General features: G+C 62.7%; 20 protein-coding genes and 1 pseudogene. 10 read left to right on the top strand and 11 right to left on the bottom strand.

The annotated features are described in order from the left end of the window. Window positions 1–19: 19 nt before the first annotated feature. Genes J1G34_RS00645 through J1G34_RS00680 form a run of 8 tightly spaced genes read left to right on the top strand, consistent with a single transcriptional unit; the run spans window position 20 to window position 6,486 of the window. Window positions 20–1,267, top strand: coding sequence for an NAD(P)/FAD-dependent oxidoreductase (locus tag J1G34_RS00645; protein ID WP_122683228.1), 1,248 nt, complete (start codon window positions 20–22; stop codon window positions 1,265–1,267). Then, complete coding sequence (locus tag J1G34_RS00650; RefSeq protein WP_122561630.1) at window positions 1,264–2,013, top strand: class I SAM-dependent methyltransferase; 750 nt, start codon at window positions 1,264–1,266, stop codon at window positions 2,011–2,013. Before J1G34_RS00645 ends, J1G34_RS00650 begins: the two co-directional genes overlap by 4 nt. Beyond that, entirely contained in the window at window positions 2,010–2,492 is a 483-nt protein-coding gene (locus J1G34_RS00655) for a hypothetical protein (RefSeq protein WP_065892093.1), read from the top strand. Before J1G34_RS00650 ends, J1G34_RS00655 begins: the two co-directional genes overlap by 4 nt. Then, window positions 2,489–3,655, top strand: coding sequence for a beta-ketoacyl-[acyl-carrier-protein] synthase family protein (locus J1G34_RS00660; RefSeq protein ID WP_222993036.1), 1,167 nt, complete (start codon window positions 2,489–2,491; stop codon window positions 3,653–3,655). Before J1G34_RS00655 ends, J1G34_RS00660 begins: the two co-directional genes overlap by 4 nt. Beyond that, entirely contained in the window at window positions 3,652–4,113 is a 462-nt protein-coding gene (locus tag J1G34_RS00665; protein ID WP_065895800.1) for a hotdog family protein, read from the top strand. Before J1G34_RS00660 ends, J1G34_RS00665 begins: the two co-directional genes overlap by 4 nt. Then, window positions 4,110–4,838: a 3-oxoacyl-ACP reductase FabG gene (fabG, locus tag J1G34_RS00670; protein WP_222993038.1), complete on the top strand. Its 729-nt coding sequence runs from the start codon at window positions 4,110–4,112 to the stop codon at window positions 4,836–4,838. The genes J1G34_RS00665 and fabG overlap by 4 nt, the downstream gene beginning before the upstream one ends. Continuing rightward, on the top strand, window positions 4,838–6,064 hold the full coding sequence (locus J1G34_RS00675; RefSeq protein WP_065895805.1) for a beta-ketoacyl-ACP synthase: 1,227 nt from the start codon (window positions 4,838–4,840) through the stop codon (window positions 6,062–6,064). The genes fabG and J1G34_RS00675 overlap by 1 nt, the downstream gene beginning before the upstream one ends. Before the next feature lie 26 nt (window positions 6,065–6,090). Further along, entirely contained in the window at window positions 6,091–6,486 is a 396-nt protein-coding gene (locus J1G34_RS00680; RefSeq protein ID WP_065883094.1) for a hypothetical protein, read from the top strand. Between the two features lie 432 nt (window positions 6,487–6,918). Here the strand turns inward: J1G34_RS00680 and J1G34_RS00685 are convergent, their stop codons facing one another. Continuing rightward, on the bottom strand, window positions 6,919–7,812 hold the full coding sequence (locus J1G34_RS00685) for a LysR family transcriptional regulator (RefSeq protein ID WP_222993040.1): 894 nt from the start codon (window positions 7,810–7,812) through the stop codon (window positions 6,919–6,921). 181 nt (window positions 7,813–7,993) lie between these two features. Between J1G34_RS00685 and J1G34_RS00690 the strand changes: the two genes are divergently transcribed. Next, window positions 7,994–9,211: an MFS transporter gene (locus tag J1G34_RS00690; protein ID WP_459077105.1), complete on the top strand. Its 1,218-nt coding sequence runs from the start codon at window positions 7,994–7,996 to the stop codon at window positions 9,209–9,211. A gap of 60 nt (window positions 9,212–9,271) precedes the next feature. Here J1G34_RS00690 and hemE read toward each other — a convergent pair whose 3' ends face one another. The 10 genes and pseudogenes from hemE to pilM form a co-directional block, all read right to left on the bottom strand. Next, window positions 9,272–10,339 (bottom strand): uroporphyrinogen decarboxylase, encoded by a 1,068-nt coding sequence (gene hemE / locus J1G34_RS00695; protein WP_065895803.1) that lies wholly within the window; start codon window positions 10,337–10,339, stop codon window positions 9,272–9,274. 241 nt (window positions 10,340–10,580) lie between these two features. Further along, complete coding sequence (locus tag J1G34_RS00700) at window positions 10,581–11,999, bottom strand: FAD-dependent oxidoreductase (protein WP_065892113.1); 1,419 nt, start codon at window positions 11,997–11,999, stop codon at window positions 10,581–10,583. A 32-nt stretch (window positions 12,000–12,031) separates the two neighbouring features. After that, window positions 12,032–16,477, bottom strand: coding sequence for a glutamate synthase large subunit (gltB, locus tag J1G34_RS00705; protein WP_222993045.1), 4,446 nt, complete (start codon window positions 16,475–16,477; stop codon window positions 12,032–12,034). 351 nt (window positions 16,478–16,828) lie between these two features. Beyond that, complete coding sequence (locus J1G34_RS00710; protein ID WP_065934870.1) at window positions 16,829–18,403, bottom strand: SPOR domain-containing protein; 1,575 nt, start codon at window positions 18,401–18,403, stop codon at window positions 16,829–16,831. Between the two features lie 10 nt (window positions 18,404–18,413). Next, window positions 18,414–19,514: a 3-dehydroquinate synthase gene (gene aroB, locus J1G34_RS00715; RefSeq protein ID WP_065885697.1), complete on the bottom strand. Its 1,101-nt coding sequence runs from the start codon at window positions 19,512–19,514 to the stop codon at window positions 18,414–18,416. A 125-nt stretch (window positions 19,515–19,639) separates the two neighbouring features. Beyond that, window positions 19,640–20,158, bottom strand: a complete 519-nt coding sequence (gene aroK, locus J1G34_RS00720; protein WP_065885698.1) for a shikimate kinase AroK — start codon at window positions 20,156–20,158, stop codon at window positions 19,640–19,642. Between the two features lie 4 nt (window positions 20,159–20,162). After that, window positions 20,163–21,416 (bottom strand): annotated as a pseudogene (locus tag J1G34_RS00725) (type IV pilus secretin PilQ); the annotation flags it as partial. 141 nt (window positions 21,417–21,557) lie between these two features. After that, window positions 21,558–22,529 (bottom strand): pilus assembly protein PilP, encoded by a 972-nt coding sequence (locus J1G34_RS00730; RefSeq protein ID WP_222993047.1) that lies wholly within the window; start codon window positions 22,527–22,529, stop codon window positions 21,558–21,560. After that, window positions 22,526–23,077, bottom strand: coding sequence for a PilN domain-containing protein (locus J1G34_RS00735; RefSeq protein WP_065885700.1), 552 nt, complete (start codon window positions 23,075–23,077; stop codon window positions 22,526–22,528). The genes J1G34_RS00730 and J1G34_RS00735 overlap by 4 nt, the downstream gene beginning before the upstream one ends. Then, on the bottom strand, window positions 23,074–23,730 hold the full coding sequence (gene pilM, locus J1G34_RS00740) for a type IV pilus biogenesis protein PilM (protein WP_065885701.1): 657 nt from the start codon (window positions 23,728–23,730) through the stop codon (window positions 23,074–23,076). The genes J1G34_RS00735 and pilM overlap by 4 nt, the downstream gene beginning before the upstream one ends. Before the next feature lie 218 nt (window positions 23,731–23,948). Here pilM and J1G34_RS00745 point away from each other — a divergent pair, with 218 nt between their 5' ends. Next, entirely contained in the window at window positions 23,949–26,411 is a 2,463-nt protein-coding gene (locus J1G34_RS00745) for a penicillin-binding protein 1A (protein ID WP_370671215.1), read from the top strand. Window positions 26,412–26,963 lie beyond the last annotated feature (552 nt).

Below are 26,963 nucleotides of genomic sequence, written 5' to 3' on the forward strand. Positions count from 1 at the left end.
AAAGTGGCAAGGAGCCTTCGTGCCCACAGTTGAAATGGAACGTCGCCAGGTGGTGGTGATCGGTGCCGGGCCATCCGGGGCCATCGCGGCCGCGCTGCTCAAGCGCAAAGGGCATGATGTATTGATTATCGAGCGCCAGTATTTCCCGCGTTTCTCGATTGGCGAAAGCCTGCTGTCGCACTGCATCGACTTTATCGAAGAAGCCGGCATGCTCGACGCCGTGCAGGCGGCCGGCTTCCAACTGAAAACCGGTGCTGCGTTCGCCTGGGGCGAGCGCTACAGTGCGTTCGATTTCGGTGACACCTTCAGCCAGGGCAAACCGACGACTTTCCAGGTGCAGCGTGCCGAGTTCGACAAGCTGCTGGCCGATCAGGCGGCGTTGCAGGGTGTGGAAATTCGCTACGGCGAGAGCATCGTCGGCGTGGATTTTTCCGCCAACCATCGCTACCTGCACGTACGCCGCGAAAATGGCAGCGAGTACCACCTCAAGACCGCATTCGTGCTGGATGCCAGTGGCTATGGCCGCGTGCTGCCGCGCCTGCTGGACCTCGAAGTGCCGTCCGGTTTCCCGCTGCGCCAGGCCGTGTTCACCCACGTCGAAGACCGCATCGAACACCCAGGCTTCGACCGTACCAAGATTCTGATAACCACCCATCCCCTGCAGCGTGATATCTGGTTCTGGACCATCCCGTTCAGCAACGGCCGATGCTCGGTGGGCGTGGTCGCGGCCAAGGAACATTTCGACGGCCGTGACCACGACCTGGATGCCTGCCTGCGCAGCTTTATCGACGAAACCCCAAGCCTGTCCGGCGTACTGCAGAACGCCGTGTGGGACACCCCGGCGCGCAGCATCGGCGGCTATTCGGCCAACGTCAAAACCCTGCACGGCCCGGGCTTTGCGCTGTTGGGCAACGCGGCGGAATTTCTCGACCCGGTGTTCTCCTCCGGCGTCACCATCGCCATGCGCTCGGCGAGCATGGCCGCGGGCGTGCTGCATCGCCAACTGCAAGGCGAAGCGGTGGACTGGCAAACCGAGTTTGCCGAACCGTTGAAGCGCGGCGTCGATACCTTCCGCTGCTACGTCGAGGGCTGGTACGCCGGGACGTTCCAGGACGTTATCTTCCACGCCGGCAGTTCGCCGCAGATTCGCCGCATGATCAGTTCGATCCTCGCCGGCTACGCCTGGGATGAAAGCAACCCGTTTGTCAGCGAGCCCAAGCGGCGCCTGCGGATGCTGTCGCAAATCTGTGCGAGTGAGCCGGTATGACCAGCCCTGTCGTTGAAAAGAACTACCTGAGTAAAAACTACGTCGAAGAAACCCGCTTCGGCTTCTGGTTCCTGCGCAGCCACACCTGGCAGCATCACGTGTTGCGCGTAGCGATCAATGACCTGCGCAGCCTGTTCAGCGAACCGCTGCCGGTGGCGCCGGTATTGCTCGACGCCGGCTGCGGCCAGGGCAAATCGTTCAAGTTGCTGCAGCAGGTATTTGCGCCCGCGCGCCTGATCGGCCTGGATGCCGACCCTCACAGCCTGGCCCTGAGCCGCGAAGAAGCCACTCGCCAGGGCCTGGCCGTGGAGTTGATCGGCAGCGACTGCGCCACCCTCGAGTTACCCGACGCCAGCGTCGATATTGTGTTTTGCCACCAGACCTTTCACCACCTGGTCGAGCAGCATCGCGCGCTCAAGGAGTTCTATCGGGTCCTCAAGCCGGGCGGCTATTTGCTGTTTGCCGAATCCACCGAAGCCTATATCGACACCTGGGTGATTCGCTGGCTGTTCCGCCACCCCATGCATGTGCAGAAAAGCGCCGAGCAGTACCTGGACATGCTGCGCGAGCAGGGCTTTGAATTCGACGCGCAGAACGTCTCGTACCCCTATCTGTGGTGGAGCCGCTCCAGCGATTTCGGCCTGCTGGAACGTTGGGGCCTGCGCAAGGCGCCGCCGGTGGGCCAGCGCGAGGAAACCCTGGTCAACTGCGTGGCGCGCAAGCCGGCAGAGGCCGCGCGTTCATGATCCGCTGGTTGCTGATGGGTTGCCTGTTGCTGCTCGGCGCGTGCGCCAGCCAGGCGCCGTTGCCGCAAACCATGCCCGCCCTGAACTTGCCGATGCAGCTGCATGTACAACGCCTGGAGGGCGAACTCAGCCAGGATTGGCTGCTGGTGATCCAGCGTGAAGGCCGGGCGATTCGCTGGTCGATGATGGACCCGTTGGGCATCCCCCAGGCCCGGCAGAAGTTGATCGACGGCGAGTGGCAGGCCGATGGCTTGCTGCCGCCCAACCCCCAGGCCCGAGCGCTGTTCGCCGCGCTGTTGTTTGCCCTGGCCTCGGCGGATGACCTGCGTGCGCTGTATCCTGCGGCCCAGGCCATGGACCTTACGCGAACGCTGCCGGGCCATTGGCAAATCGTCTATCAGTCTTCAGAGGTGTTCAGCGTGAACATGGTGGGCCAACCGTTGAGCTATCGCATTACTCCGCTGGGCGTGGGCAAATGAGCGCCTACCTCAATGCCCTGGGCGTGATCTGTGCCCTCGGTCGCGGCCAGGCCGAGGTCAGCCGCAGCCTGTTTGCCGGCGACTGTGGCGGCATGCGCGCCGAGAGCGGCTGGGTGCCCGAGCGCGTGGTACCGGTGGCGGCCGTGCGCGGCGAGCTGGCGCCCCTTCCGGCACAGTTGGGCCAGCAGAGCAGCCGCAATAACCAGCTGCTGCTGGAAGCGGCGGTGCAGATCGAAGACTCGATCCGCCGGGCGATCCACACCTACGGCCCCTCACGGGTTGGCGTTGTGCTGGGCACCAGCACGTCGGGCATCGACGAGGCCAGTCGCGGCATTGCCCACTACCTGCGCGATAACGCCTTTCCCGGCGACTACGACTACCAACAGCAGGAGCTCAGCGCACCGGCGAATTTCCTCGCCGACTGGCTGCAATTGAGCGGCCCGGCCTATGTAATTTCCACCGCCTGCACCTCCAGCGCCCGCGCGTTGATGAGTGCCCGGCGCCTGCTCGACCTGGGCCTGTGCGATGCGGTGATCTGCGGGGGCGTCGACAGCTTGTGCAGGCTGACGCTGAACGGCTTTACCGCACTGGAAGCGGTGTCTACCGAGCGCTGCAATCCGTTTTCGGTGAACCGCAACGGCATCAATATCGGCGAAGCGGCGGTGGTGTTCCTGATGAGCCGTGAGCCGGCACCGGTCGCCCTGCTGGGCAGCGGCGCCAGCAGCGACGCGCACCATATCTCCGCCCCCGAGCCCACCGGCAAAGGCGCGTTGCAAGCCATGCGCAAGGCCCTGGCCCAGGCGAAACTCGCGCCCGAACAGATCGGTTACCTGAACCTGCACGGCACCGCCACCCAGCACAACGACGCCATGGAAAGCCTGGCGGTCGCCAGCCTGTTTCCGGGCGGGGTGGCCTGCTCCTCGACCAAACCCATGAGCGGCCACACCCTCGGCGCGGCGGGCGCACTGGAAGCGGCGTTCTGCTGGTTGAGCCTGACGCACGGGCGAGTCCCTCCCCATGTGTGGGACGGTCACGCCGACCCGGCGCTGCCCGCCTTGCAGTGGGCACACCAGGGCGACACCTTGAAAAAACCTTATTTGATGAGCAACTCGTTTGCCTTTGGCGGCAACAACGTCAGCCTGATTATTGGAGAGGCCCCATGATCGCTTGGCCACTCGCCGAACTGCTGCCCCATGCGGGCGACATGATCCTGATCGACCAGGTGCTGTCGTTCGATGAAGAGCAGGTGCACACCCGTCTCACCGTCAAGCCCGGCGGCCTGTTCAGCCAGGCTGACGGCAGCCTGCCGGCCTGGGTCGGTATCGAGCTGATGGCGCAAAGCGTCGCCGCCTATGCCGGGTGCCGCGCGCGCCAGCAAGGCCACGCGGTGGAACTGGGCTTCCTGCTGGGCACGCGAAAATTCGAGTGCAATGTGGCGCACTTTCCCGTCGGCGCCGAGCTGACTATCCACGGCCTGCGCTCGCTGGAGGACGACAATGGCATGGGGGTGTTCGAATGCCACCTCACCGGCGACGGCATCCAGGCCAGCGCACGCTTGAACGTATTTCGACCGCCCCAGGCGGCCACCTATTTAGATGAATCGAAGGACGAAACGCCATGACTGAATCCGTACTGGTCACCGGCTCCAGCCGTGGCATCGGCCGCGCCATTGCCCTGCGCCTGGCCCAGGCCGGGCATGACCTCGTGCTGCATTGCCGCAGTGGCCGCGCCGAAGCCGACGCGGTACAGGCCGAAATCGAAGCCCTGGGCCGCCAGGCGCGGGTGCTGCAATTCGATGTCGCCGATCGCGCGGCGTGCAAGGAAATCCTGGAGGCCGACGTCGAGCAACATGGCGCCTATTACGGCGTGGTGCTCAATGCCGGCCTGACCCGCGACGGCGCATTCCCGGCGCTCTCGGAAGACGACTGGGACGTGGTGATGCGCACCAACCTCGACGGGTTCTACAACGTGCTGCACCCGGTGATGATGCCGATGATCCGTCGTCGCGCCGCCGGGCGCATCGTGTGCATCACCTCGGTGTCCGGGCTGATCGGCAACCGCGGCCAGGTCAACTACAGCGCCTCCAAGGCGGGCTTGATCGGCGCAGCCAAGGCGCTGGCCATCGAGCTGGGCAAGCGCAAGATCACCGTCAACTGTGTGGCACCGGGTTTGATCGACACCGCCATGCTGGACGAACACGTGCCGGTCGAAGAGCTGATGAAAATGATCCCGGCGCAGCGCATGGGCACTCCGGAAGAAGTGGCCGGTGCGGTGAATTTCCTGATGTCCGCCGAGGCAGGCTATATCACGCGCCAAGTGTTGGCCGTGAATGGGGGCCTGTGCTGATGAAACGCGTTGTCGTCACCGGCATGGCCGGCATGACCTCCCTGGGCAGCGACTGGGACACCATCGCCGCCAACTTTCGCGCCAACCGCAGCGGCATCCGGCGCATGGATGAATGGGACCGCTTCACCGAATTGAACACGCGCCTGGCCGGGCCGATTGACGATTTCGCCGTCCCCGCGCACTGGACCCGCAAGCAGCTGCGCAGCATGGGCCGCGTCTCGCGCCTGGCGGTCTGGGCGGCGGAGCAGGCGCTGCAGGACGCCGGCTTGCTTGGCGACCCGTCGATCAAGGACGGGCGCATGGGCGTGGCCTGTGGCTCGTCCACCGGCAGCACCGATGAGATCAAGGCGTTCGGCAACATGCTGCTGAACTCGGTGGCCGAGGGCCTGAATGCCAATTCCTATGTGCGCATGATGCCGCACACCACGGCAGCGAATATCAGCATCTTCTTTGGCCTGACCGGGCGCCTGATCCCCACCTCCAGCGCCTGCACCAGCGGCAGCCAGGGCATCGGTTATGCCTACGAGGCCATCAAGTTCGGCCGTCTGCCGTTGATGCTCGCCGGCGGCGCCGAAGAGCTGTGCCCCACCGAGGCCATGGTGTTCGACGCGCTCTACGCCACCAGCCTGAAAAACGACGCGCCGCAAACCAGCCCGCGCCCCTACGACAGCGGCCGCGATGGCCTGGTGATCGGCGAAGGCGGCGGCATGCTGGTGCTCGAAGAACTGGAACACGCGCTGGCGCGGGGTGCGCATATCCATGCCGAGATCGTCGGTTTCGGCAGCAATGCCGACGGCCAGCACACCACCCGCCCGGAACAGAAAACCATGCGCCGCGCCATGGAGCTGGCGCTGGAAGACGCCGGGCTTGAACCGTCCGCCATCGGCTATGTCAATGGTCACGGCACCGCGACCGACCAGGGCGACATCGCCGAGACCCTGGCCACCAGCAGCCTGTTCGGCAGCCGCATGCCCATCAGTTCGCAGAAGAGTTTCCTGGGCCACACCCTGGGCGCGTGCGGGGCGCTGGAGTCGTGGTTCAGCATCGAGATGATGAACCGCGACCAGTACGTGCACACCTTCAACCTGGACTCGGTCGACCCGCAATGCGGTGAGCTGGATTACCTGCAAGGTGGCTTTCGCCAGATGCACAACGACTACGTGATGAACAACAACTTTGCCTTTGGCGGCGTCAACACCTCGCTGATCTTTCGCCGCTGGTCCTGACTTTTTAATCGATTGGAGAAAACGGAATGTCTTCCCTGCTACGCGCCACCCTGATCGCCCTGGCCCTGTTGACCACCGCCGGCTGCACCAGCAAACCGGTGCTCAACACCCAGCACGAGCTGCCGGCCACGCCCCAGCTCAGCGAAGAAAAAATGAAACAGGTGATCGTCGCCGCCCTGCAAAAACGCGAGTGGACGGTACAACGCCTGAGCCCGCAGTTGGTGCAGGCCGACATCACCGTGCGCGGCCAGTTCTATGCCGCCATCGACATCCGCTACACCCGCAACAGCTACGCCATCAGCTACCGCGACAGCCGCGAACTGGGCTACAAGGACGGCAAGATCCATCGCAACTACAACCGTTGGGTGAGCATGCTGGATCGGGACATTCTGGCGGGGCTGCGCTCGGCGGGGATGCAGTAACCCAGAAACGACAAAGGGCGCCTTTCGGCGCCCTCTTCACAAACAGGTTGGCTTGTCATCGCCGCTTCCTGCCTGGCTCTGCGATGGCTGGTTGCCCAGGATCCTCAGAGTCTCACAAGCCCCTTTCGGGAACTCGGCCAGTATGCCTGAAAACAGGTTGCCTGCAATCAGTGGCAAAACGCCGTCCATCCAGATGCTGCTTTATCGCAAGCCGAGCGCACTGCGCACCGCCGCTTTTATCGCCACAAACTGGTCATCGGTAAGCTCTGCAATTTTGTAAGTTGGATCGTTCCCACGCTCCGCGTGGTAACGCCGCCTGGGACGCTCTGCGTCCCGCCGCGAGTGCATGGCTCCAGCCTTCACCTGGGTGACGCGGAGCGTCACGGGATGCATTACCACGCGGAGCGTGGGAACGATCGGGTGTGAACATACCTACGCCACCGCCCTACGCGTCAACAATTCCACAAACGCCCTTGCCATCGGCGTCTGCGCACCCTTGCGCTGCACCAGCCATACCGCGGTCACCGCTTCCGGGTCCAGCAACGTGCGATACACCACGCCGTCGATCCGTATCCGGTGATAGGACGCCGGCAGCACCGATACGCCCAATCCCGCCGCCACCAGACCGATGATGGTCATCGCCTCGCCCGCCTCCTGGGCGACATGCGGGCTGAAGCCGGCGTCACGGCACAGGCTGAGCAGTTGCGCATAGAGACCGCTGCCGTAGGTGCGCGGGAAAAACACGAACGGTTCTTCTGCCAATTGCGCCAGGTGCAAGCCGCGCTCGCTGCCCTGCGCCAACGGGTGCCCGGCGTTCAGTACCGCCACCAGGGGCTCGCGCATCAGCTCGACCACACACAGTGATTCGGGCAACGGCAAAGGCCGCATCAGCCCGACCTGGATCGATTCATCCACCAGCGACTCGGCCACCTCGGTGCTGCTCATTTCCTGCAGGCTCAAGTGCACGGCTGGAAAGGCTTGGCGAAACGCAAAGATCGCCTGCGGGATGCTGGCGTTGAATGGTGCCGACGAGGTGAATCCGATTTTCAGCTCTCCCAGCTCTCCCATCTGCGCCCGCCGCGCGACGTCCGCCGCTTTATCCACTTGCGCCAGCACCAGGCGCGCCTCGTGCAGAAACAGGCGTCCCGCTTCGCTCAGCTCGACCCGACGATTGGTCCGCTCAAACAACCGCGCGCCCACCTCTTGCTCCAATGCCTGGATCTGCTGGCTCAGTGGCGGTTGCGAGATGCCCAGCACCTGCGCGGCGCGGCCAAAATGCAGCTCCTCGGCGACGGCGATGAAGTACCGCAGATGACGTAATTCCATGCACACCTCATTAGGTCGTAGAACCTATCAAACAGGTCGAACAATATATTGGAAAGAATCATTAGCCAGCTATATTCTTTTTCGTATTGTCAGTCCTGGCAGACTTTCCTCCCCGAGGTCCCCCGTGAATCCTGCTGTTGCTCCACTTGCCCAACACACCCCGCCTTCAGCCCTCGATGACGTGGTGGCGCAGCTCAATGACGAGTACATCGAAAAAGGTACGCCGATGTTCATGCGCACGGTGCTGGCGCTGTTCTCCGGCGGGTTTGCCACCTTTGCCCTGTTGTATTGCGTACAGCCGATGATGCCGGCGCTGTCCCACGAATTTTCCATCAATGCCGCGCAGAGCAGCCTGATTTTGTCGGTCGCCACGGCGATGCTTGCCTTCGGCCTGCTGATCACCGGGCCGATTTCCGACAGGCTGGGACGCAAACCGGTGATGGTCGCCGCGCTGTTCTGTGCAGCGCTGGCAACCATCGCCAGCGGCTTGATGCCGAGCTGGGAGGGTATCCTGCTCATGCGTGCGCTGGTGGGCTTGTCCTTGAGTGGCCTGGCCGCCGTGGCCATGACCTACCTGAGCGAAGAGATCCACCCGCAGCACATCGGCCTGGCCATGGGCCTGTACATCGGCGGCAATGCGATTGGTGGCATGAGCGGGCGTTTGATCATCGGGGTATTGATCGACTTCGTCAGTTGGCACACCGCCATGCTGATTATCGGCGGCCTGGCGCTGATCGCCGCGACGGTGTTCTGGAAAATCCTCCCAGAGTCGCGCAACTTCCGCGCCAGCAGCCTCAAGCCGCGTAACCTGCTCGATGGCTTCGTGATGCACTTCAAGGACGCGGGCCTGCCGTGGTTGTTCCTGGAAGCGTTCCTGCTGATGGGGGCGTTTGTGACCCTGTTCAACTACATCGGCTATCGCCTGCTGGCCGACCCGTATGACCTCAGCCAGGCCGTGGTCGGCCTGCTGTCGCTGGTGTATCTGTCAGGCATCTACAGCTCGGCGAAAATCGGCTCGCTGGCCGACCGCCTGGGGCGCCGTCGCGTGCTGTGGGCCACCATTGTGCTGATGCTCGCCGGCATGGCCCTGACGCTGTTCACCCCGCTGTGGCTGGTGGTGCCGGGCATGCTGATCTTTACCTTCGGCTTCTTCGGCGCCCATTCGGTAGCCAGCAGCTGGATCGGGCGGCGTGCGGTGAAGGCCAAGGGACAGGCGTCGTCGCTGTATCTGTTTTGCTATTACGCAGGGTCAAGCATTGCCGGGACGGCGGGCGGGTTCTTCTGGCACTTGGGCGGATGGAACGGGATTGGCGGGTTTATCGTCGCGCTGCTAATTGGCGCGTTGCTGGTGGCGTTGAAGCTGGCGAAGTTGCCGCCGTTGGGGCATGTGAAAACCTGAGGTTTCCCGGCTTTAAATGTGGGAGGGGGCAAGCCCCCTCCCACATTTTTGCTCTGTGTTTTATTCGTGGTATTGCGCCGACAGTTCATGCACCGCGCGCAGGAAGGCACCCGCGTGCTCCGGGTTCACTTCCGGGGTGATGCCATGGCCGAGGTTGAACACGTGACCGGTGCCCTTGCCGTAGCTGGCAAGGATGCGGCCGACTTCGGTGCGGATCGCTTCCGGCTTGGCGTACAGCACGGTGGGGTCCATGTTGCCTTGCAGTGCAACTTGACCGCCAACGCGACGGCGGGCTTCGCCGATATCGCAGGTCCAATCCAGGCCCAACGCGTCGGCGCCTGCATCGGCGATGCTTTCCAGCCACAGGCCGCCGCCCTTGGTGAACACGATCACCGGCACCTTGCGGCCTTCGTGTTCGCGGATCAGGCCGCTGACGATCTTGCGCATGTAGGCCAGGGAGAATTCCTGGTAGGCCGCCGCCGAGAGGTTGCCGCCCCAGGTGTCAAAGATCTGCACCGCTTGCGCGCCGGCCATGATCTGGCCATTGAGGTACGCGGTGACCGACTGCGCCAGCTTGTCCAGCAGCAGGTGCATGGCGTGCGGGTTGTCGTAGAGCATGGCCTTGGTCTTGCGGAAGTCTTTCGACGAGCCGCCTTCGACCATGTAGGTGGCCAGGGTCCAGGGGCTGCCGGAGAAGCCGATCAGCGGCACGCGGCCGTTAAGCTCGCGGCGGATGGTGCTCACGGCGTCCATCACGTAGCCGAGGTCTTTGTGCGGGTCCGGGATCGGCAGGGCTTCGATATCGGCCAGGGTGCTGACGACCTTCCTGAAGCGCGGGCCTTCACCCGTCTCGAAGTACAGGCCTTGGCCCATGGCGTCGGGGATGGTGAGGATATCGGAAAAGAGAATGGCCGCGTCCAGTTGTGGGTAGCGGTCCAGCGGCTGCATCGTGACTTCGCAGGCGAACGCAGGATTCATGCACAGGCTCATGAAGTCGCCGGCGTGGGCGCGACTGGCGCGGTACTCCGGCAGGTAGCGACCGGCCTGGCGCATCATCCATACGGGCGTGACGTCTACGGGTTGCTTGAGCAGGGCACGAAGGAAACGGTCGTTCTTAAGGGCAGTCATGTCGGCATCCGCAAAAAAAGTGCGGGCATTTTCTCAGAGCGCGACGCAAAAGGCACGGAATGCGCCGTGCCTTTTGTCTATCGGGTCAATTTGTCGCGGACTTGAAAGCGCTGCAAAACAACTGTGGGAGGGGGCTTGCCCCCGATGGCGGTGGGTCAGTCAGTGAATCTGGTGACTGATGCAGCGCTATCGGGGGCAAGCCCCCTCCCACATTTTGATCCCATTTCAACCTGGGATCGGGTCAGACCTGCAGGTAGTCCAGGATCCCTTCGGCGGCGTTGCGGCCTTCGAAGATCGCGGTTACCACCAAATCAGAGCCGCGCACCATGTCGCCACCGGCGAAGATTTTCGGGTTGCTGGTCTGGTGCTTGTACTGGCCCTGCTCCGGGGCGACGACGCGGCCCTGGCTGTCGGTCTGGATCGCGAACTGCTCGAACCACGGCGCCGGGCTTGGGCGGAAACCGAAGGCGATGACCACGGCGTCGGCCGGGATGATCTCTTCGGAACCCGGGATCGGCTCGGGGCTGCGACGGCCACGGGCATCCGGTTCGCCAAGACGGGTCTCGACCACCTTCACACCTTCGACGCGGTCTTCACCGACGATGGCGATCGGCTGGCGGTTATAGAGGAATCTCACACCTTCTTCCTTGGCGTTCTTCACCTCTTTGCGCGAACCGGGCATGTTGGCTTCGTCACGACGATAAGCACAGGTCACCGACTTGGCGCCCTGGCGGATCGAGGTGCGGTTGCAGTCCATCGCGGTGTCGCCACCGCCGAGCACTACGACCTTCTTGCCTTTCATGTCGACGAAATCCTCCGGCGACTTTTCAAAGCCCAGGTTGCGGTTGACGTTGGCGATCAGGAAATCCAGCGCGTCGTACACGCCCGGCAAATCCTCACCGGCAAAGCCGCCCTTCATGTAGGTGTAGGTGCCCATGCCCATGAACACGGCGTCGTATTCGGCGAGCAGTTGCTCCATGGTGATGTCTTTGCCGATCTCGGTGTTGAGGCGGAACTCGATGCCCATGCCGGTGAAGACTTCGCGGCGATTGCTCAACACGGTCTTTTCCAGCTTGAACTCGGGGATGCCGAAGGTCAGCAGGCCGCCGATTTCCGGGTTCTTGTCGAACACCACCGGGGTCACGCCGCCGCGTACCAGCACGTCGGCACAGCCCAGGCCCGCCGGGCCCGCGCCGATGATGGCGACACGCTTGCCGGTCGGCTTGACCTTGGACATGTCCGGGCGCCAGCCCATGGCGAACGCGGTGTCGGTGATGTACTTCTCCACCGAACCGATGGTCACCGCGCCGAAGCCGTCGTTGAGGGTGCACGCACCCTCGCACAGACGATCCTGGGGGCACACCCTGCCGCAGACTTCCGGCAGGGTGTTGGTCTGGTGCGACAGCTCGGCGGCGGCGAGGATGTTGCCCTCGGCGACCAATTTCAGCCAGTTGGGAATGAAGTTGTGCACCGGGCACTTCCATTCGCAATACGGGTTACCGCACCCCAGGCAGCGGTGGGCCTGGTCGGCCGAGTGCTGGGGTTTGAAGGGCTCGTAGATTTCCACGAACTCTTTCTTGCGTTGACGCAACAGTTTCTTCTTCGGATCTTTGCGCCCGACATCGATGAACTGGAAGTCGTTATTCAGACGTTCAGCCATGTTAAAACCTCATCAAACTCTTCAGGCGCATATCACTGCGGGTTGGCACGGATGCTGGAAAGCAACGATTTCAGGTTGGCAGCCTTGGGCTTGACCAGCCAGAAACGACGCAGGTAATCATCGAGGTTTTCGGCGAGGTTACGACCCCATTCGCTGCCGGTCTCCTCGACATACTCGTCCAGCACGTGCTGCAAGTGGTTCCGGTAGGATTCCATGGCTTCGCCGCTGATCCGCTGGATCTCGACCAACTCGTGGTTGACCTTGTCGACGAAGGTGTTGTCCTGGTCGAGCACGTAGGCGAAACCGCCGGTCATGCCCGAGCCGAAGTTGTAACCGGTCTTGCCCAGTACCGCGACAAAGCCCCCGGTCATGTACTCGCAGCAGTGATCGCCGGTGCCTTCCACAACCGTGTGGGCCCCGGAGTTACGCACGGCGAAACGCTCACCGGCGGTGCCGGCGGCGAACAACTTGCCACCGGTGGCGCCGTACAGGCAGGTGTTGCCGATGATGGCACTGTCCTGACTCTTGTAGACGCTGCCTTTAGGCGGAACGATCACCAGCTTGCCGCCGGTCATGCCCTTGCCCACGTAGTCGTTGGCGTCGCCTTCGAGGTACATGTGCAGGCCGCCGGCGTTCCACACGCCGAAGCTCTGCCCCGCAGTGCCCTTGAAGCGGAAGGTGATCGGCGCTTTCGCCATGCCCTGGTTGCCGTGCTTGCGCGCGATTTCACCGGAGATGCGCGCGCCGATAGAACGGTCGCAGTTGCAGATATCCAGGGCGAATTCGCCACCGCTGGCGTCGTTGATCGAGGAGCCGGCCATTTCGACCATCTTCTCGGCCAACAGGCCTTTGTCGAACGGTGGGTTGCGGTCCACCTGGCAGAATTGTGGCTTGTCGGCCGGGATGTGATCGCTGCCCAACAGCGGCGTCAGGTCCAAATGTTGTTGCTTGGCGGTCTGGCCTTCGAGCACTTCGAGCAGGTCGGTACGCCCGATCAGTTCTTCCAGCGAACGCACGCCGAGCTTGGCCAGCCACTCACGGGTTTCTTCGGCGACGTAGGTGAAGAAATTCACCACCATGTCGACGGTGCCGATGTAGTGGTCCTTGCGCAGCTTTTCGTTCTGAGTGGCCACGCCGGTGGCGCAGTTGTTCAGATGGCAGATGCGCAGGTATTTACAGCCCAGGGCAATCATCGGCGCAGTACCGAAGCCGAAGCTTTCGGCGCCAAGGATTGCGGCCTTGATCACGTCGAGGCCGGTTTTCAGGCCGCCGTCGGTCTGTACCCGCACTTTGCCGCGCAGGTCGTTGCCGCGCAGGGTCTGGTGGGTTTCGGCCAGGCCCAGCTCCCACGGCGCACCGGCGTACTTGATCGAGGTCAACGGCGATGCGCCGGTGCCGCCGTCATAGCCGGAGATGGTGATCAGGTCGGCATAGGCCTTGGCCACACCGGCGGCGATGGTGCCGACGCCGGCTTCCGCCACCAGTTTCACCGAGACCAGCGCCTGCGGGTTGACTTGTTTCAAGTCGAAAATCAGCTGCGACAAGTCTTCGATCGAGTAGATGTCGTGGTGCGGCGGCGGCGAAATCAGGGTCACACCCGGCACTGCATAGCGCAGCTTGGCGATCAGGCCGTTGACCTTGCCGCCCGGCAGTTGACCACCCTCCCCCGGCTTGGCGCCCTGGGCCACCTTGATCTGCAGCACTTCGGCGTTGACCAGGTATTCCGGGGTCACACCGAACCGGCCGGTGGCCACCTGCTTGATTTTCGAGCTTTTGAGCGTGCCGTAGCGCGCCGGGTCTTCACCGCCTTCGCCGGAGTTGGAACGCGCACCCAGGCGGTTCATGGCTTCGGCCAGGGCTTCGTGGGCCTCGGGCGACAAGGCGCCCAGGGAAATACCGGCGGAGTCGAAGCGCTTGAGGATAGATTCCAGCGGCTCGACTTCGGCGATGTCCATCGGCGTGTCCAGGGTCTTCACCTTGAACAGGTCGCGGATCATCGACACCGGGCGGTTATCCACCAGGCTCGTGTACTGCTTGAACTTGGCGTAGTCGCCCTGTTGCACGGCGGCTTGCAGGGTGCTGACCACATCCGGGTTGTAGGCGTGGTATTCGCCACCGTGCACGAACTTGAGCAGGCCGCCTTGCTGGATCGGCTTGCGCGCGCTCCAGGCTTCAGCCGCCAGGGCTTTCTGTTCGGCTTCGATATCGACGAAACGCGCCCCCTTGATACGGCTCGGCACGCCACGGAAGCTCAACTCACAGACTTCTTCGGAAAGGCCGATGGCTTCGAACAACTGGGCGCCGCGATACGAGGTGACGGTGGAGATGCCCATCTTCGACAGGATCTTCAGCAGGCCTTTGGTGATGCCCTTGCGGTAGTTCTTGAACACCTCGTAGAGGTCGCCCAGCACTTCACCGGTACGGATCAGGTCGCCTAGCACTTCGTACGCAAGGAACGGATAAACCGCCGACGCGCCGAAACCGATCAACACCGCGAAATGGTGCGGGTCGCGGGCAGTGGCGGTTTCGACGAGGATGTTGGAGTCGCAGCGCAGGCCTTTCTCGGTCAGGCGGTGATGCACAGCGCCGGTGGCCAGCGAAGCGTGGATCGGCAACTTGCCCGGCGCGATATGCCGGTCGGTCAGCACGATCTGGGTACGACCGGCGCGCACGGCTTCTTCGGCCTGGTCGGCGACGTTGCGCACAGCGGCTTCAAGGCCGAGGCTCTCGTCGTAGTTCAGGTCGATGATCTGGCGGTCGAAGCCTGGACGTTCCAGGGTCATCAGCGAGCGCCACTTGGCCGGGGAAACCACCGGCGAGCTGAGGATCACACGGGAAGCGTGCTCCGGCGATTCCTGGAAAATGTTGCGCTCGGCACCGAGACACACTTCCAGCGACATCACGATGGCTTCGCGCAGCGGGTCGATCGGTGGGTTGGTCACCTGGGCGAATTGCTGGCGGAAGTAGTCGTACGGCGTGCGCACGCGCTGGGACAGCACGGCCATTGGCGTGTCGTCGCCCATGGAGCCGACGGCCTCGTAGCCTTGCTCGCCGAGCGGGCGCAGCACCTGGTCGCGCTCTTCGAACGTGACTTGGTACATCTTCATGTATTGCTTGAGCTGATCGACGTCGTAGAAAGCCGAACCGTGGTCGTTGTCTTCCATGGTCGCCTGGATGCGCAGGGCGTTCTTGCGCAGCCATTGCTTGTACGGGTGACGGGACTTGAGGCGGTTGTCGATGGCGTCAGTGTCGAGGATCTGCCCGGTTTCGGTGTCCACGGCGAGGATCTGGCCAGGGCCCACGCGGCCTTTGGCGATGACGTCTTCCGGCTTGTAGTTCCACACGCCGATTTCCGAGGCCAGGGTGATAAAGCCGTTGGTGGTAGTCACCCAACGCGCCGGGCGCAGACCGTTACGGTCGAGCAGGCACACCGCGTAGCGGCCGTCGGTCATGACCACGCCGGCCGGGCCGTCCCACGGCTCCATGTGCATCGAGTTGTATTCGTAGAACGCCCGCAGGTCCGGGTCCATGGTCTCGACGTTCTGCCACGCAGGCGGAATGATCATGCGCACGCCACGGAACAGGTCGATGCCGCCGGTGACCATCAACTCGAGCATGTTGTCCATGCTCGAGGAGTCCGAACCCACGCGGTTGACCAGCGGGCCGAGCTCTTCGAGGTCCATCAGATCGTTGGCGAACTTCGTGCGACGGGCCACGGCCCAGTTGCGGTTACCGGTGATGGTGTTGATCTCGCCGTTGTGGGCGAGGAAGCGGAATGGCTGGGCCAGCGGCCATTTCGGCAGGGTGTTGGTGGAAAAGCGCTGGTGGAACACGCAGATCGCGGTTTGCAGGCGCTCGTCGCTCAGGTCCGGATAGAAGGCGGTGAGGTCCGCCGGCATCATCAGGCCTTTGTAAATGATGGTCTTGTGGGAAAAGCTGCAGATGTAGTGGTCGGTGTCGGCGGCGTTGAGCACCGACGAACGACGACGCGAGGTGAACAGCTTGATCGCCATGTCCTGGTCGCTCAGGCCGTCGCCTGCGATGAACACCTGTTCGATCTGCGGCAGGCGCTCGTTGGCCAGGCGGCCGAGCACGCTGGTGTCGATCGGCACTTTGCGCCAGCCGATCAGTTGCAGGCCGGCGGCGACGATCTCGCGGTTCATGTTCTCGCGAGCAGCTTCGGCTTTGACCGGGTCCTGGTTGAAGAACACCATGCCCACCGCGTATTGCTTGGGCAGGTCGACAGCGAAATGCTCTTTGGCAACGGCGCGCAGGAACTGGTCGGGCTTTTGAATCAGCAAGCCGCAACCGTCACCGGTCTTGCCGTCGGCGTTGATCCCACCGCGGTGGGTCATGCAGGTCAGGGCCTCGATGGCCGTTTGTAAAAGGGTATGACTGGGCTCGCCCTGCATGTGGGCTATCAGGCCGAAACCGCAGTTATCCTTGAATTCATCGGGTTGGTACAGACCTGCTTTCATAGACACTTTCTCACCAGGCTGCCTCTTCTATCGAGGCAAATTTCTTTTCAATTCAACCGGTTACCTTCCACGCCGAACGTACGCCGGCTTAGCGGGGGCAAAAGGGAGGTCATTGTACACACCGACACAGACGCTCACAAATTTAGCGACGAAATGTCGCAAATCTATGTCGCATTTATGAAAGGTTTAAAGCGATATGCTGTGCTAGTCAAAACTTTTTTAATTCTGACCGCTACGACTCAAAAGCTACCGTGACGCAGACACCACAAAGCGCGCGGCCTTCAGGGCTGCACGCTGTTGTCGTTTTTTTTGAGGTGCTGGGAGGGCGGCCTGGGTAAGGCCGCCGGATCTTCAGCGAGTTGTCGCGAGTTCTTGTTGAACGCTGGCGACAGTTCGAGGCCAAGGTTTACCAGCCTGAACCTTCGCTGGCAAGGCTTTGATGGCAGAATCGGCTGCGGCGCGGCTTGGGAAGCTGCCGTAGGTGATCACGTAGAGAGGCTTGCCGTTGAGCACTTTCTTGAAATACCGGTACTGGCCGCCCTGCTCTTTGACGAACGCCTGGGCGTTGGCCTCGGAGCTGGTGCCGAGGATCTGCACCACGAAGTTGCCGGTGGGCTGGCTGCTGTACCAACTGCTGCCGGCGGCACCGGCCTTGGCGACGGTGGCGGCAGGTTTTTCAGCAGGCTTGGCCGCTGGCGCCGGAGCCGGAGCTGGTTTGGCAACCGGTGCAGGCTTGGCCGTGGCCACCGTCGGCGCCGGCGTCGGCTTGGCGGCCGGCGCAACCTGGGTGGCGGGGGCGACTGGGGTGGCTGGCGTGCCTGCCGGTACGCCCGCAGGCGGAGCGGTGGTCGTCACGGTTGGCGGCGTGGCGCTGGAGCCTTCCACCGGCACACCGTCGTCGCCTTCGGAGATGCCACCGGCTTCCTCAGCCAGCGGGCCGCGCATGACCGGTTGGCCGACCATCGGCAGGTTGGTCGGTTGGCCGGAGTTGGCGAATTCGACATTTGGCGTGGGCTTGCCCAGTGGCAACTGCGCCTGTTCGGTTGGCGCGCCAGCGGTGGTCGGCGCCTTGCTGCGGCCTGGAATCAACCAGGCGGCGGCAACGGCGACCACGACAACGGCGGAAATAGCCAATACGTGCTTCTTAGGCATAGTGAACCCCATCTTTGGACGCTTGACCGCAGAGCGGCTGGCAATCATGGCTTCGATCATTGCATCGCGGGCAACCTGATTGATGTTGCCAGGCCAGCCATCGGAGCTTTCGTGAATATCAGAGATCTGCGCAGCGGAGAAAAGTTCGATACCGGCCCCTGCGCCTTCGAGGCGCTGAGCCAGGTATTCGCGGGTCTCTTCTTCTTCGTACGGCTGCAATTCGATGACGTGGAACAGCTCTTGCTCACCGCTGATCTGTTCCAGATCGGCGATCAGCGACGACTCACCGAACAGGAACACATGGGGACGACCTTCCGGCGTACCCGCCGCCAGCGCCAGCAATGCTTCCAGGGCGGACTCGTCGAGTTGCTCGGCGTCATCCACCAGCAGATAGACTTCCTGGCCGGTCAGGCCCAGTTGCACCACCTGCTTGAGGATCGCGTTCGGCTCGGCGTTGGCGACGTCCAGCGCCTGCGCCACCTGGCGCAGCACGCCGGCCGCATCACCGGCGCCACGGGCCGAGACCACGACGCTCTGCACCGATTGCTTGTTGGTGCTGGCGACCAGCGCCTGGCGCAGCAACGTCTTGCCGCTGCCCAACGGCCCCGTGACCACCAGCAGCAACTGGCTGTAGCGCGCGAGGTGGTGCAATTGCCCCAGTACCGGCTTGCGCTGGGCAGGGAAGAATTTGAAACCAGGCACCCGTGGAGCGAAAGGGTCGTGGCTCAAGTGATAATGGCCGAGGAACGCCTCGTCGGCATGCAAACTAGTCATCGCGATCTTATTAACCTTTAAGCTGGGCCAGGGCGCGGTAATCCGCTCCCAGCGTGGCCTGTAAAATCTCTTTCGGATAATCGTCGGTCACCACCGCTTCGCCCATGTGGCGCAACAGCACCAGCCGCAGCCGACCGTCGATCACTTTCTTGTCTATTGCCATGTGCTCCAGGAAATCCGCTTCGGTCATCTCGGACGGCGGAATCACCGGCAAACCGGCGCGCTGGAACAGGCGGATCCCGCGATCACGCTCCTGGGCGCTGATCCAGCCCAGGCGCTGCGACATCTCCAATGCCATCACTGTGCCAGCCGCGACGGCTTCCCCATGCAGCCACACACCATAGCCCATGTGGGTTTCGATCGCATGGCCGAAGGTATGACCCAGGTTCAGGGTAGCCCGTACACCGGACTCCCGTTCGTCGGCATTCACCACCAGCGCCTTGGCTGCGCAGGAGCGGGAAATTGCCTCGGTGAGTGCCACCTGGTCGAGGGCGCGCAGGGCGTCCATATGTTCTTCCAGCCAGGTCAGGAAGGGCTCGTCGCAGATCAGCCCGTACTTGATGACTTCCGCCAGGCCCGCCGACAGCTCGCGGGGTGGCAAGGTGTTGAGGGTGGCCGTGTCGATCAGCACGGCCTGCGGCTGATAGAACGCGCCGACCATGTTCTTGCCCAGCGGATGGTTGATGCCGGTCTTGCCGCCTACCGATGAATCGACCTGGGACAACAGCGTGGTCGGCACCTGGATAAAGTCCACGCCACGCTGGTAGCAGGCGGCCGCGAAGCCGGCCATGTCGCCGATCACACCGCCGCCCAGGGCGACCACGGTGGTGCGGCGGTCATGCCGTGCGCGCAGCAGGCCATCGAAAATCAGCTGCAGGGTTTCCCAGTTCTTGTGGGCTTCGCCGTCGGGCAGGATTACCGAGATCACCGAGTACGCCGCCAGGCTGCGGCTCAGACGCTCCAGATACAGCGGCGCCACCGTTTCGTTGGAGATGATCGCCACCTGCCGACCGGCAATATGCGGTGCGAGCAGTTCGGGCAGGTCCAACAGACCTTCGCCAATATGGATCGGGTAGCTGCGCTCGCCTAGATCGACCTTAAGTGTCTGCATGTGTCCCCGCGTTGAAGATAGTGTGACGACCGGTAACGCCTGGATCAGACGCTGCCTGATGGCTCTACGCCATACCCCGTAAGGTCATGGCGCGCCGCCGAGAATAGCGCATTTGCGGCCAGGCTTTAACGGGGTGCCAGCCGTTGCAGGCGCTCAAGAATATCGAGTACCACCATTCGGGGCGGCCGTTCATCGGTTTCCACCACCAGATCGGCGATCTCCCGATACAGCGGATCGCGCAGCGCAAGCAGGTCCCGCAGGGTTTTTTCCGGGTTGGCCGTGCGCAGCAATGGGCGATTGCGATCACGAGCCGTGCGGCCCACCTGCTGCTCGACCGAGGCATGCAGATACACCACCCGACCACCGGCATGCAGGGCGCGGCGATTCTCATCACGCATCACTGCGCCTCCGCCGGTGGCCAATACCACGCCATCGCAGCCGCACAGCTCGGCAATCATTGCCTGCTCGCGGTCGCGAAAGCCCAGTTCGCCTTCCTTATCGAAGATCCATGGGATATTGGCACCCGTGCGCAATTCAATTTCCTTATCGGAATCTTTGAACGGCAGGCGCAGCTCTTTGGCCAGCAAACGGCCGATGGTGCTTTTTCCAGCCCCCATCGGCCCTACAAGAATCAAATTTCGCACAGAATCAACGACTCACAGCAATCGCCTGGTTATTCATGATACGCGGAGTCAGGAATACCAGCAGCTCGGATTTTTTCTCCGACCGCACATCGCGCCGGAAAAGGCGGCCAAGATACGGCACATCGCCCAAAAATGGCACTTTATCTAGCACTTTGCTCTGGGTATTGGAGAAAACCCCGCCGATGACAATGGTCTCGCCATCCTTGACCAGGACCTTGGCATTGACCTCGTTTTTCTTGATCGGCGGCACGTCGTTGAGTTTGTTCAAATAGTCGGGTTCGTCCTTGGTGACTTTGACCACCATGATCACATGATCGTCGGGGGTGATCTGCGGCGTGACCTCCAACGACAGCGAAGCTTCCTTGAACGATACCGAGGTGGCGCCCTGGGACGTGGATTCCTGATAGGGAATCTCGGTGCCCTTGAGAATGCGCGCGGTTTCCTTGTCCGAGGTGACCACCTTGGGCTGCGAGACGATTTCGCCGTTGCCGGACTTTTCCATGGCGGTCAGCTCAAGGTCCAGCAGCAGGTTGTCGGTGATAAACGCCAGCCCCAGACCCGAGGTGCCGGTCAGCGAACCCAAATCGACAAAGGGTGAACTGGGTGGATTCGGCGGTGGCTGCGCGCCATCTGCCGGGGGTTTTGAAATACCGCCGGCGCCCCAATTGCCGCGATTGAGCCGCCCACCCCAGCGCACGCCCAGGCTTTTGTCGTAATCGACATTGGCCTCGACAATGCGCGCCTCGATCATCACCTGGCGCACCGGGACGTCCAGCTGCGCCACGATCCGCCGCAGCTCTTGCAGCCGCTCTGCGGTCTGGTAGGCGATGATATTGTTGGTGCGATCGTCCACCGCCACCGAACCGCGTTCGTCGGTCGCGCCTTCAAAGCCGGCCATGGACTGGAACAGCTTGGCCAGGTCCGCCGCCTTGGCGTAATTGACCTGCAGTAACTCCCGGCGCAACGGCGCCAGTTCGGCCATCTGCTTGCGCGCCTCCAGCGTCAGCAGTTCGCGTGCGGCCAATTCGTCGGCGGGGGCCACCAGCAAGACGCCGGCCTTGACCCGCTTGTCCAACCCCTTGGCTTGCAACACCAGGTCCAGCGCCTGGTCCCAGGGCACGTCCTTGAGCCGCAGGGTGATCGAACCCTGCACCTCGTCTGCGGCCACCAGGTTCAGGCCGGCGACATCGGCGATTTGCTGCAATGCCGCGCGCAAATCGATGTTCTGGAAATTAAGGTTCAGTGTGTCGCCTGTGTAGTCGGCCGACGACGTGCTTTCAGGCGGCGGCAGATGGATAAGGTCGACGCGATTGGGCACAGCAGCAGCCATCGGCACCGTGAACGCTATCCATAGCGCCACGCCGAAGGACAAGAAAATCCTTTTCATTGTTTGATTCCGTTATGAGTTGACGTTCAACACCAGCGTTCGTGGGCGCTCCAGCCAGAGGCCCTGTTCATCGGGAAAGCGCTCGACCAGTTCCACATGGCCGTCCTGGATGGACGTGACCTGACCATGATCCGGACCGAGGTAGTCGCCGACCGCCAGCCGATGCACCGTTGATCCGGCACGCAGCAACGCAAAGCTCTGCCCGCCGCCGGACAGCGTGCCGACCATGTCGAACTGGTCGATTGCGATGCCCTCCAGCAGCCCGCGCGGCCGCGTGAGATCCGGAGCAGGGGCGGGCCGCCCAGGCGAATGATCCGGTTGCAAGGCTGTCAGTTGAAACGGGTCGCGCAGGGAGGTCGCGTCGTACACAAAGCGCGGAGCCGGGACGCCCGCCTGTGATGCCTTGCCCCCCTGAAAAACGCCTCGATAGGCCTTGATCAGCAGCTCCAGCCGCAACAAAGCCCCTTCCGAGCGCAACGCCAGGTCATGCACCGTGACGACGCGCTGCAAACTACCCAGGGCGCTGACGAACGCCGCCAGGTCGTGATAACCCCCTGTAACGCCAACCTTCAAGGGCTGTTCGACATGGAACGGCTGCGGCGCCTCGTCCATCACCTCGACGCCCTCGACCCATACGCCCTTGGCAACCGCCAGCCGAGCGATGTCTTCAAGCAAGTCCGGCACTGCAGCGTCGCCGGACAGTTGCCCTTGAAGATCCGCGACGGTGTCTTCCATTACCCTGACGCGCTCGGTGTGCGCCTCAAGGTCTGCGGCCACACCGGCACTCTGTTCAAGCTGCCCGCGCAGCACTTGCTCGCGCGCCTCCAACCCGTGCAATCGCGCTCGCGAAGCGCCCAGGTATGACACTTCTGCTATCAACAGCACCAGGCCGCCCAGGGTGCAGCCAAGCAGGACCTTTGCAGGCCAGGGCCATTTTGCAGCGTTGTAGGTGAGTGCGGAAAAGTCGAGCCCGGGCAGGCTCATGGTTGCGCCTCGATGGTTTCCCCCTGGCGCACCATCAACTGAAACTGATGAGCGCCGCGCTCACCCTCTGCCTGAACACGCTCGAGCCGCGCCGAATGGCCGCCTTGCGACGCCTCCAGCCGACGCATCAACTGGGCGATATCCTGGTTGCTGTCGGCACTGCCGCGGATGCTGAGCGTGTCGCCGTTGGCGACCACCTCATGCAGGTGAACGCCATCGGGCATCGTGCGCGCCAGCTGATCGAACAGCCGAGCGCCGGAGGAGCGCGCGTCGTGCAGATCCTGCATCACCTTCATGCGCTGCGCCAATTGCTGGCTTCGCTCCTGCAGGTCGTCGATGGTCTTGATTCGTGAGTCATGCGCGGCAACATTCCCGTCCAGGCGCACGTTGCGGGTGACCTGCCGGTCTATCGCCTGGTCGATCACTTGATCGGCCAGCCACACCGCCGCGAGCGCCAGGCAGGCAAACGCCAGCAAAAGCACCAGCAAATACTTGCGGCGCCGCTCGGCCAGCAGTTGGCGCCAAGGCAAAAGATTGATTCGTGTCATCCAGCGAAACTCCTCAGGGCCAACCCGCAAGCCACTCCCATCCCGTGGGCATCGGCGGCCCATTGTGCGCCATCGACTCGATGACCTGGCGTGAAGCTGGCAAAATCCTGACGGCAAGCGCGCTCCAATGCAAATGCTTCGACATCCACCACCCGCGTCACCAGCCCGGCCAGGCCCAGGACCGCCTCGCGCGCCTCGACCTGTTCGCGCAGGCAAGCCGCCAACATGACCTGCACCCGCCCGGCGCCCTGGGACGACGGGCCGCGTACCTGAAAATCGATGGCGACTTCGTCCAGAGGATAAGGAATGTACTGGTCGGCCTCCATGTGTATCTGCCAGGCCCTCTCTTCGTCGCTGAGGCCTGCGTCCATTTCGATCACCCGCGTAATCACCGACGGGCCCGAGACGGCCACGGCTGCGTGCCTGGCGCGACTGTGCAGCCGCGATAATGCCTGCTGCAGCGCCCGCCCGGCCCCTTCAAGGTCGAGCACTGTGCCATCGACCACCGCATGCGCCGGCAACCCCTGCGCGGCGTAGCCCTGAATGCTGAAACCTTGCGCCGAACGGCCCAGCTCGATCAGCTTGATACCTCGGTCATTGATGTCGACGCCGAGAACGATGGCGTGTTTTCGCCTGAAAAATCCCTTTCCCATAAAACTCCCTAAAGCTTTGCCTGTCTTACCGCCTGATTGCCTCCGGGCCGTGCATTCGGTCGACTTGTTTGAGCCGTGCGAATGACGCCCGGAGGCGAAAATGCTTTAATGCCCAGCGTTTTTTCCCGCTTTTTATCTGCCGCCCGGGTCGATCCATCGTTCGCCATGCATGCCCCGACGCGTAACTCTTTCTTTTCTCTGGAAATCCAAAAGCCTTGATTCGTCTGCTGAAGTTTTTCGGGTACTCCATTGTCGCGATCGTCTGCGGGCTGCTGCTCGTACTCAGCGGGGCCTACCTCTACCTTAGTCCGGGTTTGCCGTCGGTAGAGGCCCTCAGAAGTATCCAGTTGCAGATTCCTTTGCGGGTCTACAGCAGCGATGAAAAACTGATCGCGGAGTTCGGCGAAATGCGCCGTACACCGATCCGTTTCGCCGACATTCCGCCCAATTTCATCAACGCATTGCTGTCGGCTGAAGACGATAATTTCGCCAACCACTACGGCGTCGACCCCAGCAGCCTGGTCCGTGCAGCCACGCAATTGGTAAAAAGCGGACACATTCAATCCGGCGGCAGCACCATCACCATGCAGGTGGCGAAGAACTTCTTCCTCACCAGCGAGCGCAGTTTTTCGCGCAAAGCCACCGAGATCCTGCTGGCGCTGCAGATCGAACGCCAGTTGACCAAGGACGAAATCCTCGAGCTTTACGTCAACAAGATTTACCTGGGCAACCGTGCCTACGGCATCGAGGCGGCGTCCCAGGTGTACTACGGCAAGTCGATTCGGGATGCGAGCCTTGCGCAAATGGCGATGATTGCCGGCCTGCCCAAGGCGCCGTCGCGCTTCAACCCGCTGGCCAACCCGGCGCGCAGCAAGGAGCGTCGCGACTGGATCCTGGGGCGCATGTACAAGCTCGGCAAGATCGACCAGACGGCTTACGAAAGTGCCGTGGCCGAACCATTGAACGCCAGCTATCACGTGCCGACGCCGGAAGTGAATGCGCCGTATATCGCCGAAATGGCTCGTGCGGAAATGGTTGGCCGGTATGGCAGCGAGGCCTACACCGAAGGTTTCCGCGTAACCACCACCGTTCCGAGCAACTTGCAGGAAATTGCCAACCATTCGCTGCACGATGGCCTGATCACCTATGACCAGCGCCACGGCTATCGCGGCCCTGAATCGCGCCTGCCGGGCAAGACCCTGAGCGCCTGGACCACCGAACTGGGCAAGCAACGCCCGATCAGTGGCCTGGAGCCGGCCATCGTCACCCAGGTCAAGAAAGATGGCGTGCAAGTACTGACCCGCAGCGGCGAAGCGCATGTGGCGTGGGACAGCATGAAATGGGCACGTCCATTCCTGAATACCAACAGCATGGGCCCGATGCCCAAGCAGCCGTCCGACGTGGCGCAGGTGGGTGATTTGATCCGCGTGCAACGCCAGGCCGATGACAGCCTGAAATTCAGCCAGGTACCGGTCGCCCAGGGCGCACTGGTGTCCCTGGACCCGCAAAATGGTGCGATCCGCGCGCTGGTCGGCGGCTTCGCCTTCGAACAGAGCAACTACAACCGCGCCACCCAGGCCAAGCGCCAGCCGGGCTCAAGCTTCAAGCCGTTCGTCTACAGCGCCGCGCTGGATAACGGCTATACCGCCGCCAGCCTGGTCAACGATGCGCCGATTGTGTTCGTCGATGAGTACCTGGACAAGGTCTGGCGTCCGAAGAACGACACCAACACCTTCCTCGGCCCGATCCGCATTCGCGAGGCGCTGTACAAGTCGCGCAACCTGGTGTCGATCCGCCTGCTGCAGGCGATGGGCGTGGGCAAGACCATCGACTACATGACCCGCTTTGGCTTCGCCAAGTCTGACCTGCCGCCGAACCTGTCCCTGGCCCTGGGCACCGCGACCCTCACGCCGATGGAAATTGCCACCGGCTGGAGCACCTTTGCCAACGGCGGCTACAAGATCTCGCCGTACCTGATCGACAAGATCGAGAGCCGTAATGGCGACACACTGTTCACCGCCAACCCGCCACGGGTACCCGGCGATGTGGTCAATGGCGTGGCGGCAACCGATGGTCTCGCCGCGCCAAGTAACGGCGGCATCACCATTGAGCCGACGCCGGGCACGACGCCTGCCGCAAATGCTCAAGCTCCGGGCGAGCCACAGGCACCGGCGGTGGCTGAACGCATCGTGGATGGCCGCACCACCTATATCCTCAACAGCATCCTGCAGGACGTGATCAAGAAGGGCACCGGCCGACGTGCATTGGCCCTGGGCCGTGCGGACATCGCGGGCAAGACCGGTACCACCAACGAATCCAAGGATGCCTGGTTCTCCGGCTACAACGGCGACTACGTGACCACCGTATGGACCGGATACGACCAACCGGAAAGCCTGGGGCGTCGCGAATTCGGCGGCACCGTGGCGCTGCCGATATGGATGAGTTACATGGGCGCCGCCTTGAAGGACAAGCCGCTGCACACCCAGCCGGAACCGGAAGGCATCCTCAGCCTGCGCATCGACCCAGTCAGCGGCCGCGCGGCCTCGCCAAGTACCCCGAACGCCTACTTCGAACTGTTCAAGAGCGAAGACACGCCGCCGTCGGTCAACGAGCTGGGCAACGGCGCCGTACCGGGCAGCCCGCTGCCAGCGGATGAAGGCGCGCCGATCGACCTCTTCTAAGGCGCAACACAGCTTCAATGTGGGAGGGGGCTTGCCCCCGACTGCAGGGACTGATGTACCGCTATCGGGGCATAGATATCTACACAACTCTGTAGCGCTCAACCGTAACCACGATGCAAAGCGAGTCGCTCTTGATCTGGCTTTTGATCTTGATCTCAGGCGCCCCGTTAAACCACGCTGGCCGAACGCAGGCTTGAATCCGTGGGCAACCCGGCAGGACGCCGGGTTAGCCGCACTGGGCCAGGGATGGCCCATTGCGGCGGCCCACGGATTCAAGCCGGAGAGAGGGCACACCGAGCCTAAGCGAGGTGCCGAGTGGTGGGGCAAGAGCCCTTTGGTTACTTTGGGGCTTTTCCAAAGTGACCCGCCGTCAGGGCGGAACCCTAAGTGGCCGTGACCGCAGAAACGGATATGTACTCGGTCCAACATCCTGGTCGGCCCAGAGGCCGCCATCGGGGGCAAGCCCCCTCCCACATTTAGAGCGCCACAAGGCTCAATTTAAACGCCAGACACAAAAAAGCCCCAACTCACGAGAGCCGGGGCTTTTTTGTG

Source organism: Pseudomonas sp. Wu6, from assembly GCF_019891515.1.
Classification (GTDB): domain Bacteria; phylum Pseudomonadota; class Gammaproteobacteria; order Pseudomonadales; family Pseudomonadaceae; genus Aquipseudomonas; species Aquipseudomonas orientalis_A.

Bases quoted from the DNA above. Each gene is read 5' to 3' on its own strand.
- aroB (WP_065885697.1), bottom strand. From the start codon at position 19,514: ATGCAGACACTTAAGGTCGATCTAGGCGAGCGCAGCTACCCGATCCAT.
- J1G34_RS00650 (WP_122561630.1), top strand. From the start codon at position 1,264: ATGACCAGCCCTGTCGTTGAAAAGAACTACCTGAGTAAAAACTACGTC.
- J1G34_RS00655 (WP_065892093.1), top strand. From the start codon at position 2,010: ATGATCCGCTGGTTGCTGATGGGTTGCCTGTTGCTGCTCGGCGCGTGC.
- J1G34_RS00660 (WP_222993036.1), top strand. From the start codon at position 2,489: ATGAGCGCCTACCTCAATGCCCTGGGCGTGATCTGTGCCCTCGGTCGC.
- J1G34_RS00685 (WP_222993040.1), bottom strand. From the start codon at position 7,812: ATGGAATTACGTCATCTGCGGTACTTCATCGCCGTCGCCGAGGAGCTG.
- J1G34_RS00675 (WP_065895805.1), top strand. From the start codon at position 4,838: ATGAAACGCGTTGTCGTCACCGGCATGGCCGGCATGACCTCCCTGGGC.
- hemE (WP_065895803.1), bottom strand. From the start codon at position 10,339: ATGACTGCCCTTAAGAACGACCGTTTCCTTCGTGCCCTGCTCAAGCAA.
- gltB (WP_222993045.1), bottom strand. From the start codon at position 16,477: ATGAAAGCAGGTCTGTACCAACCCGATGAATTCAAGGATAACTGCGGT.
- J1G34_RS00710 (WP_065934870.1), bottom strand. From the start codon at position 18,403: ATGACTAGTTTGCATGCCGACGAGGCGTTCCTCGGCCATTATCACTTG.
- fabG (WP_222993038.1), top strand. From the start codon at position 4,110: ATGACTGAATCCGTACTGGTCACCGGCTCCAGCCGTGGCATCGGCCGC.
- J1G34_RS00680 (WP_065883094.1), top strand. From the start codon at position 6,091: ATGTCTTCCCTGCTACGCGCCACCCTGATCGCCCTGGCCCTGTTGACC.
- J1G34_RS00700 (WP_065892113.1), bottom strand. From the start codon at position 11,999: ATGGCTGAACGTCTGAATAACGACTTCCAGTTCATCGATGTCGGGCGC.
- J1G34_RS00665 (WP_065895800.1), top strand. From the start codon at position 3,652: ATGATCGCTTGGCCACTCGCCGAACTGCTGCCCCATGCGGGCGACATG.
- J1G34_RS00735 (WP_065885700.1), bottom strand. From the start codon at position 23,077: ATGACACGAATCAATCTTTTGCCTTGGCGCCAACTGCTGGCCGAGCGG.
- J1G34_RS00730 (WP_222993047.1), bottom strand. From the start codon at position 22,529: ATGAGCCTGCCCGGGCTCGACTTTTCCGCACTCACCTACAACGCTGCA.
- pilM (WP_065885701.1), bottom strand. From the start codon at position 23,730: ATGGGAAAGGGATTTTTCAGGCGAAAACACGCCATCGTTCTCGGCGTC.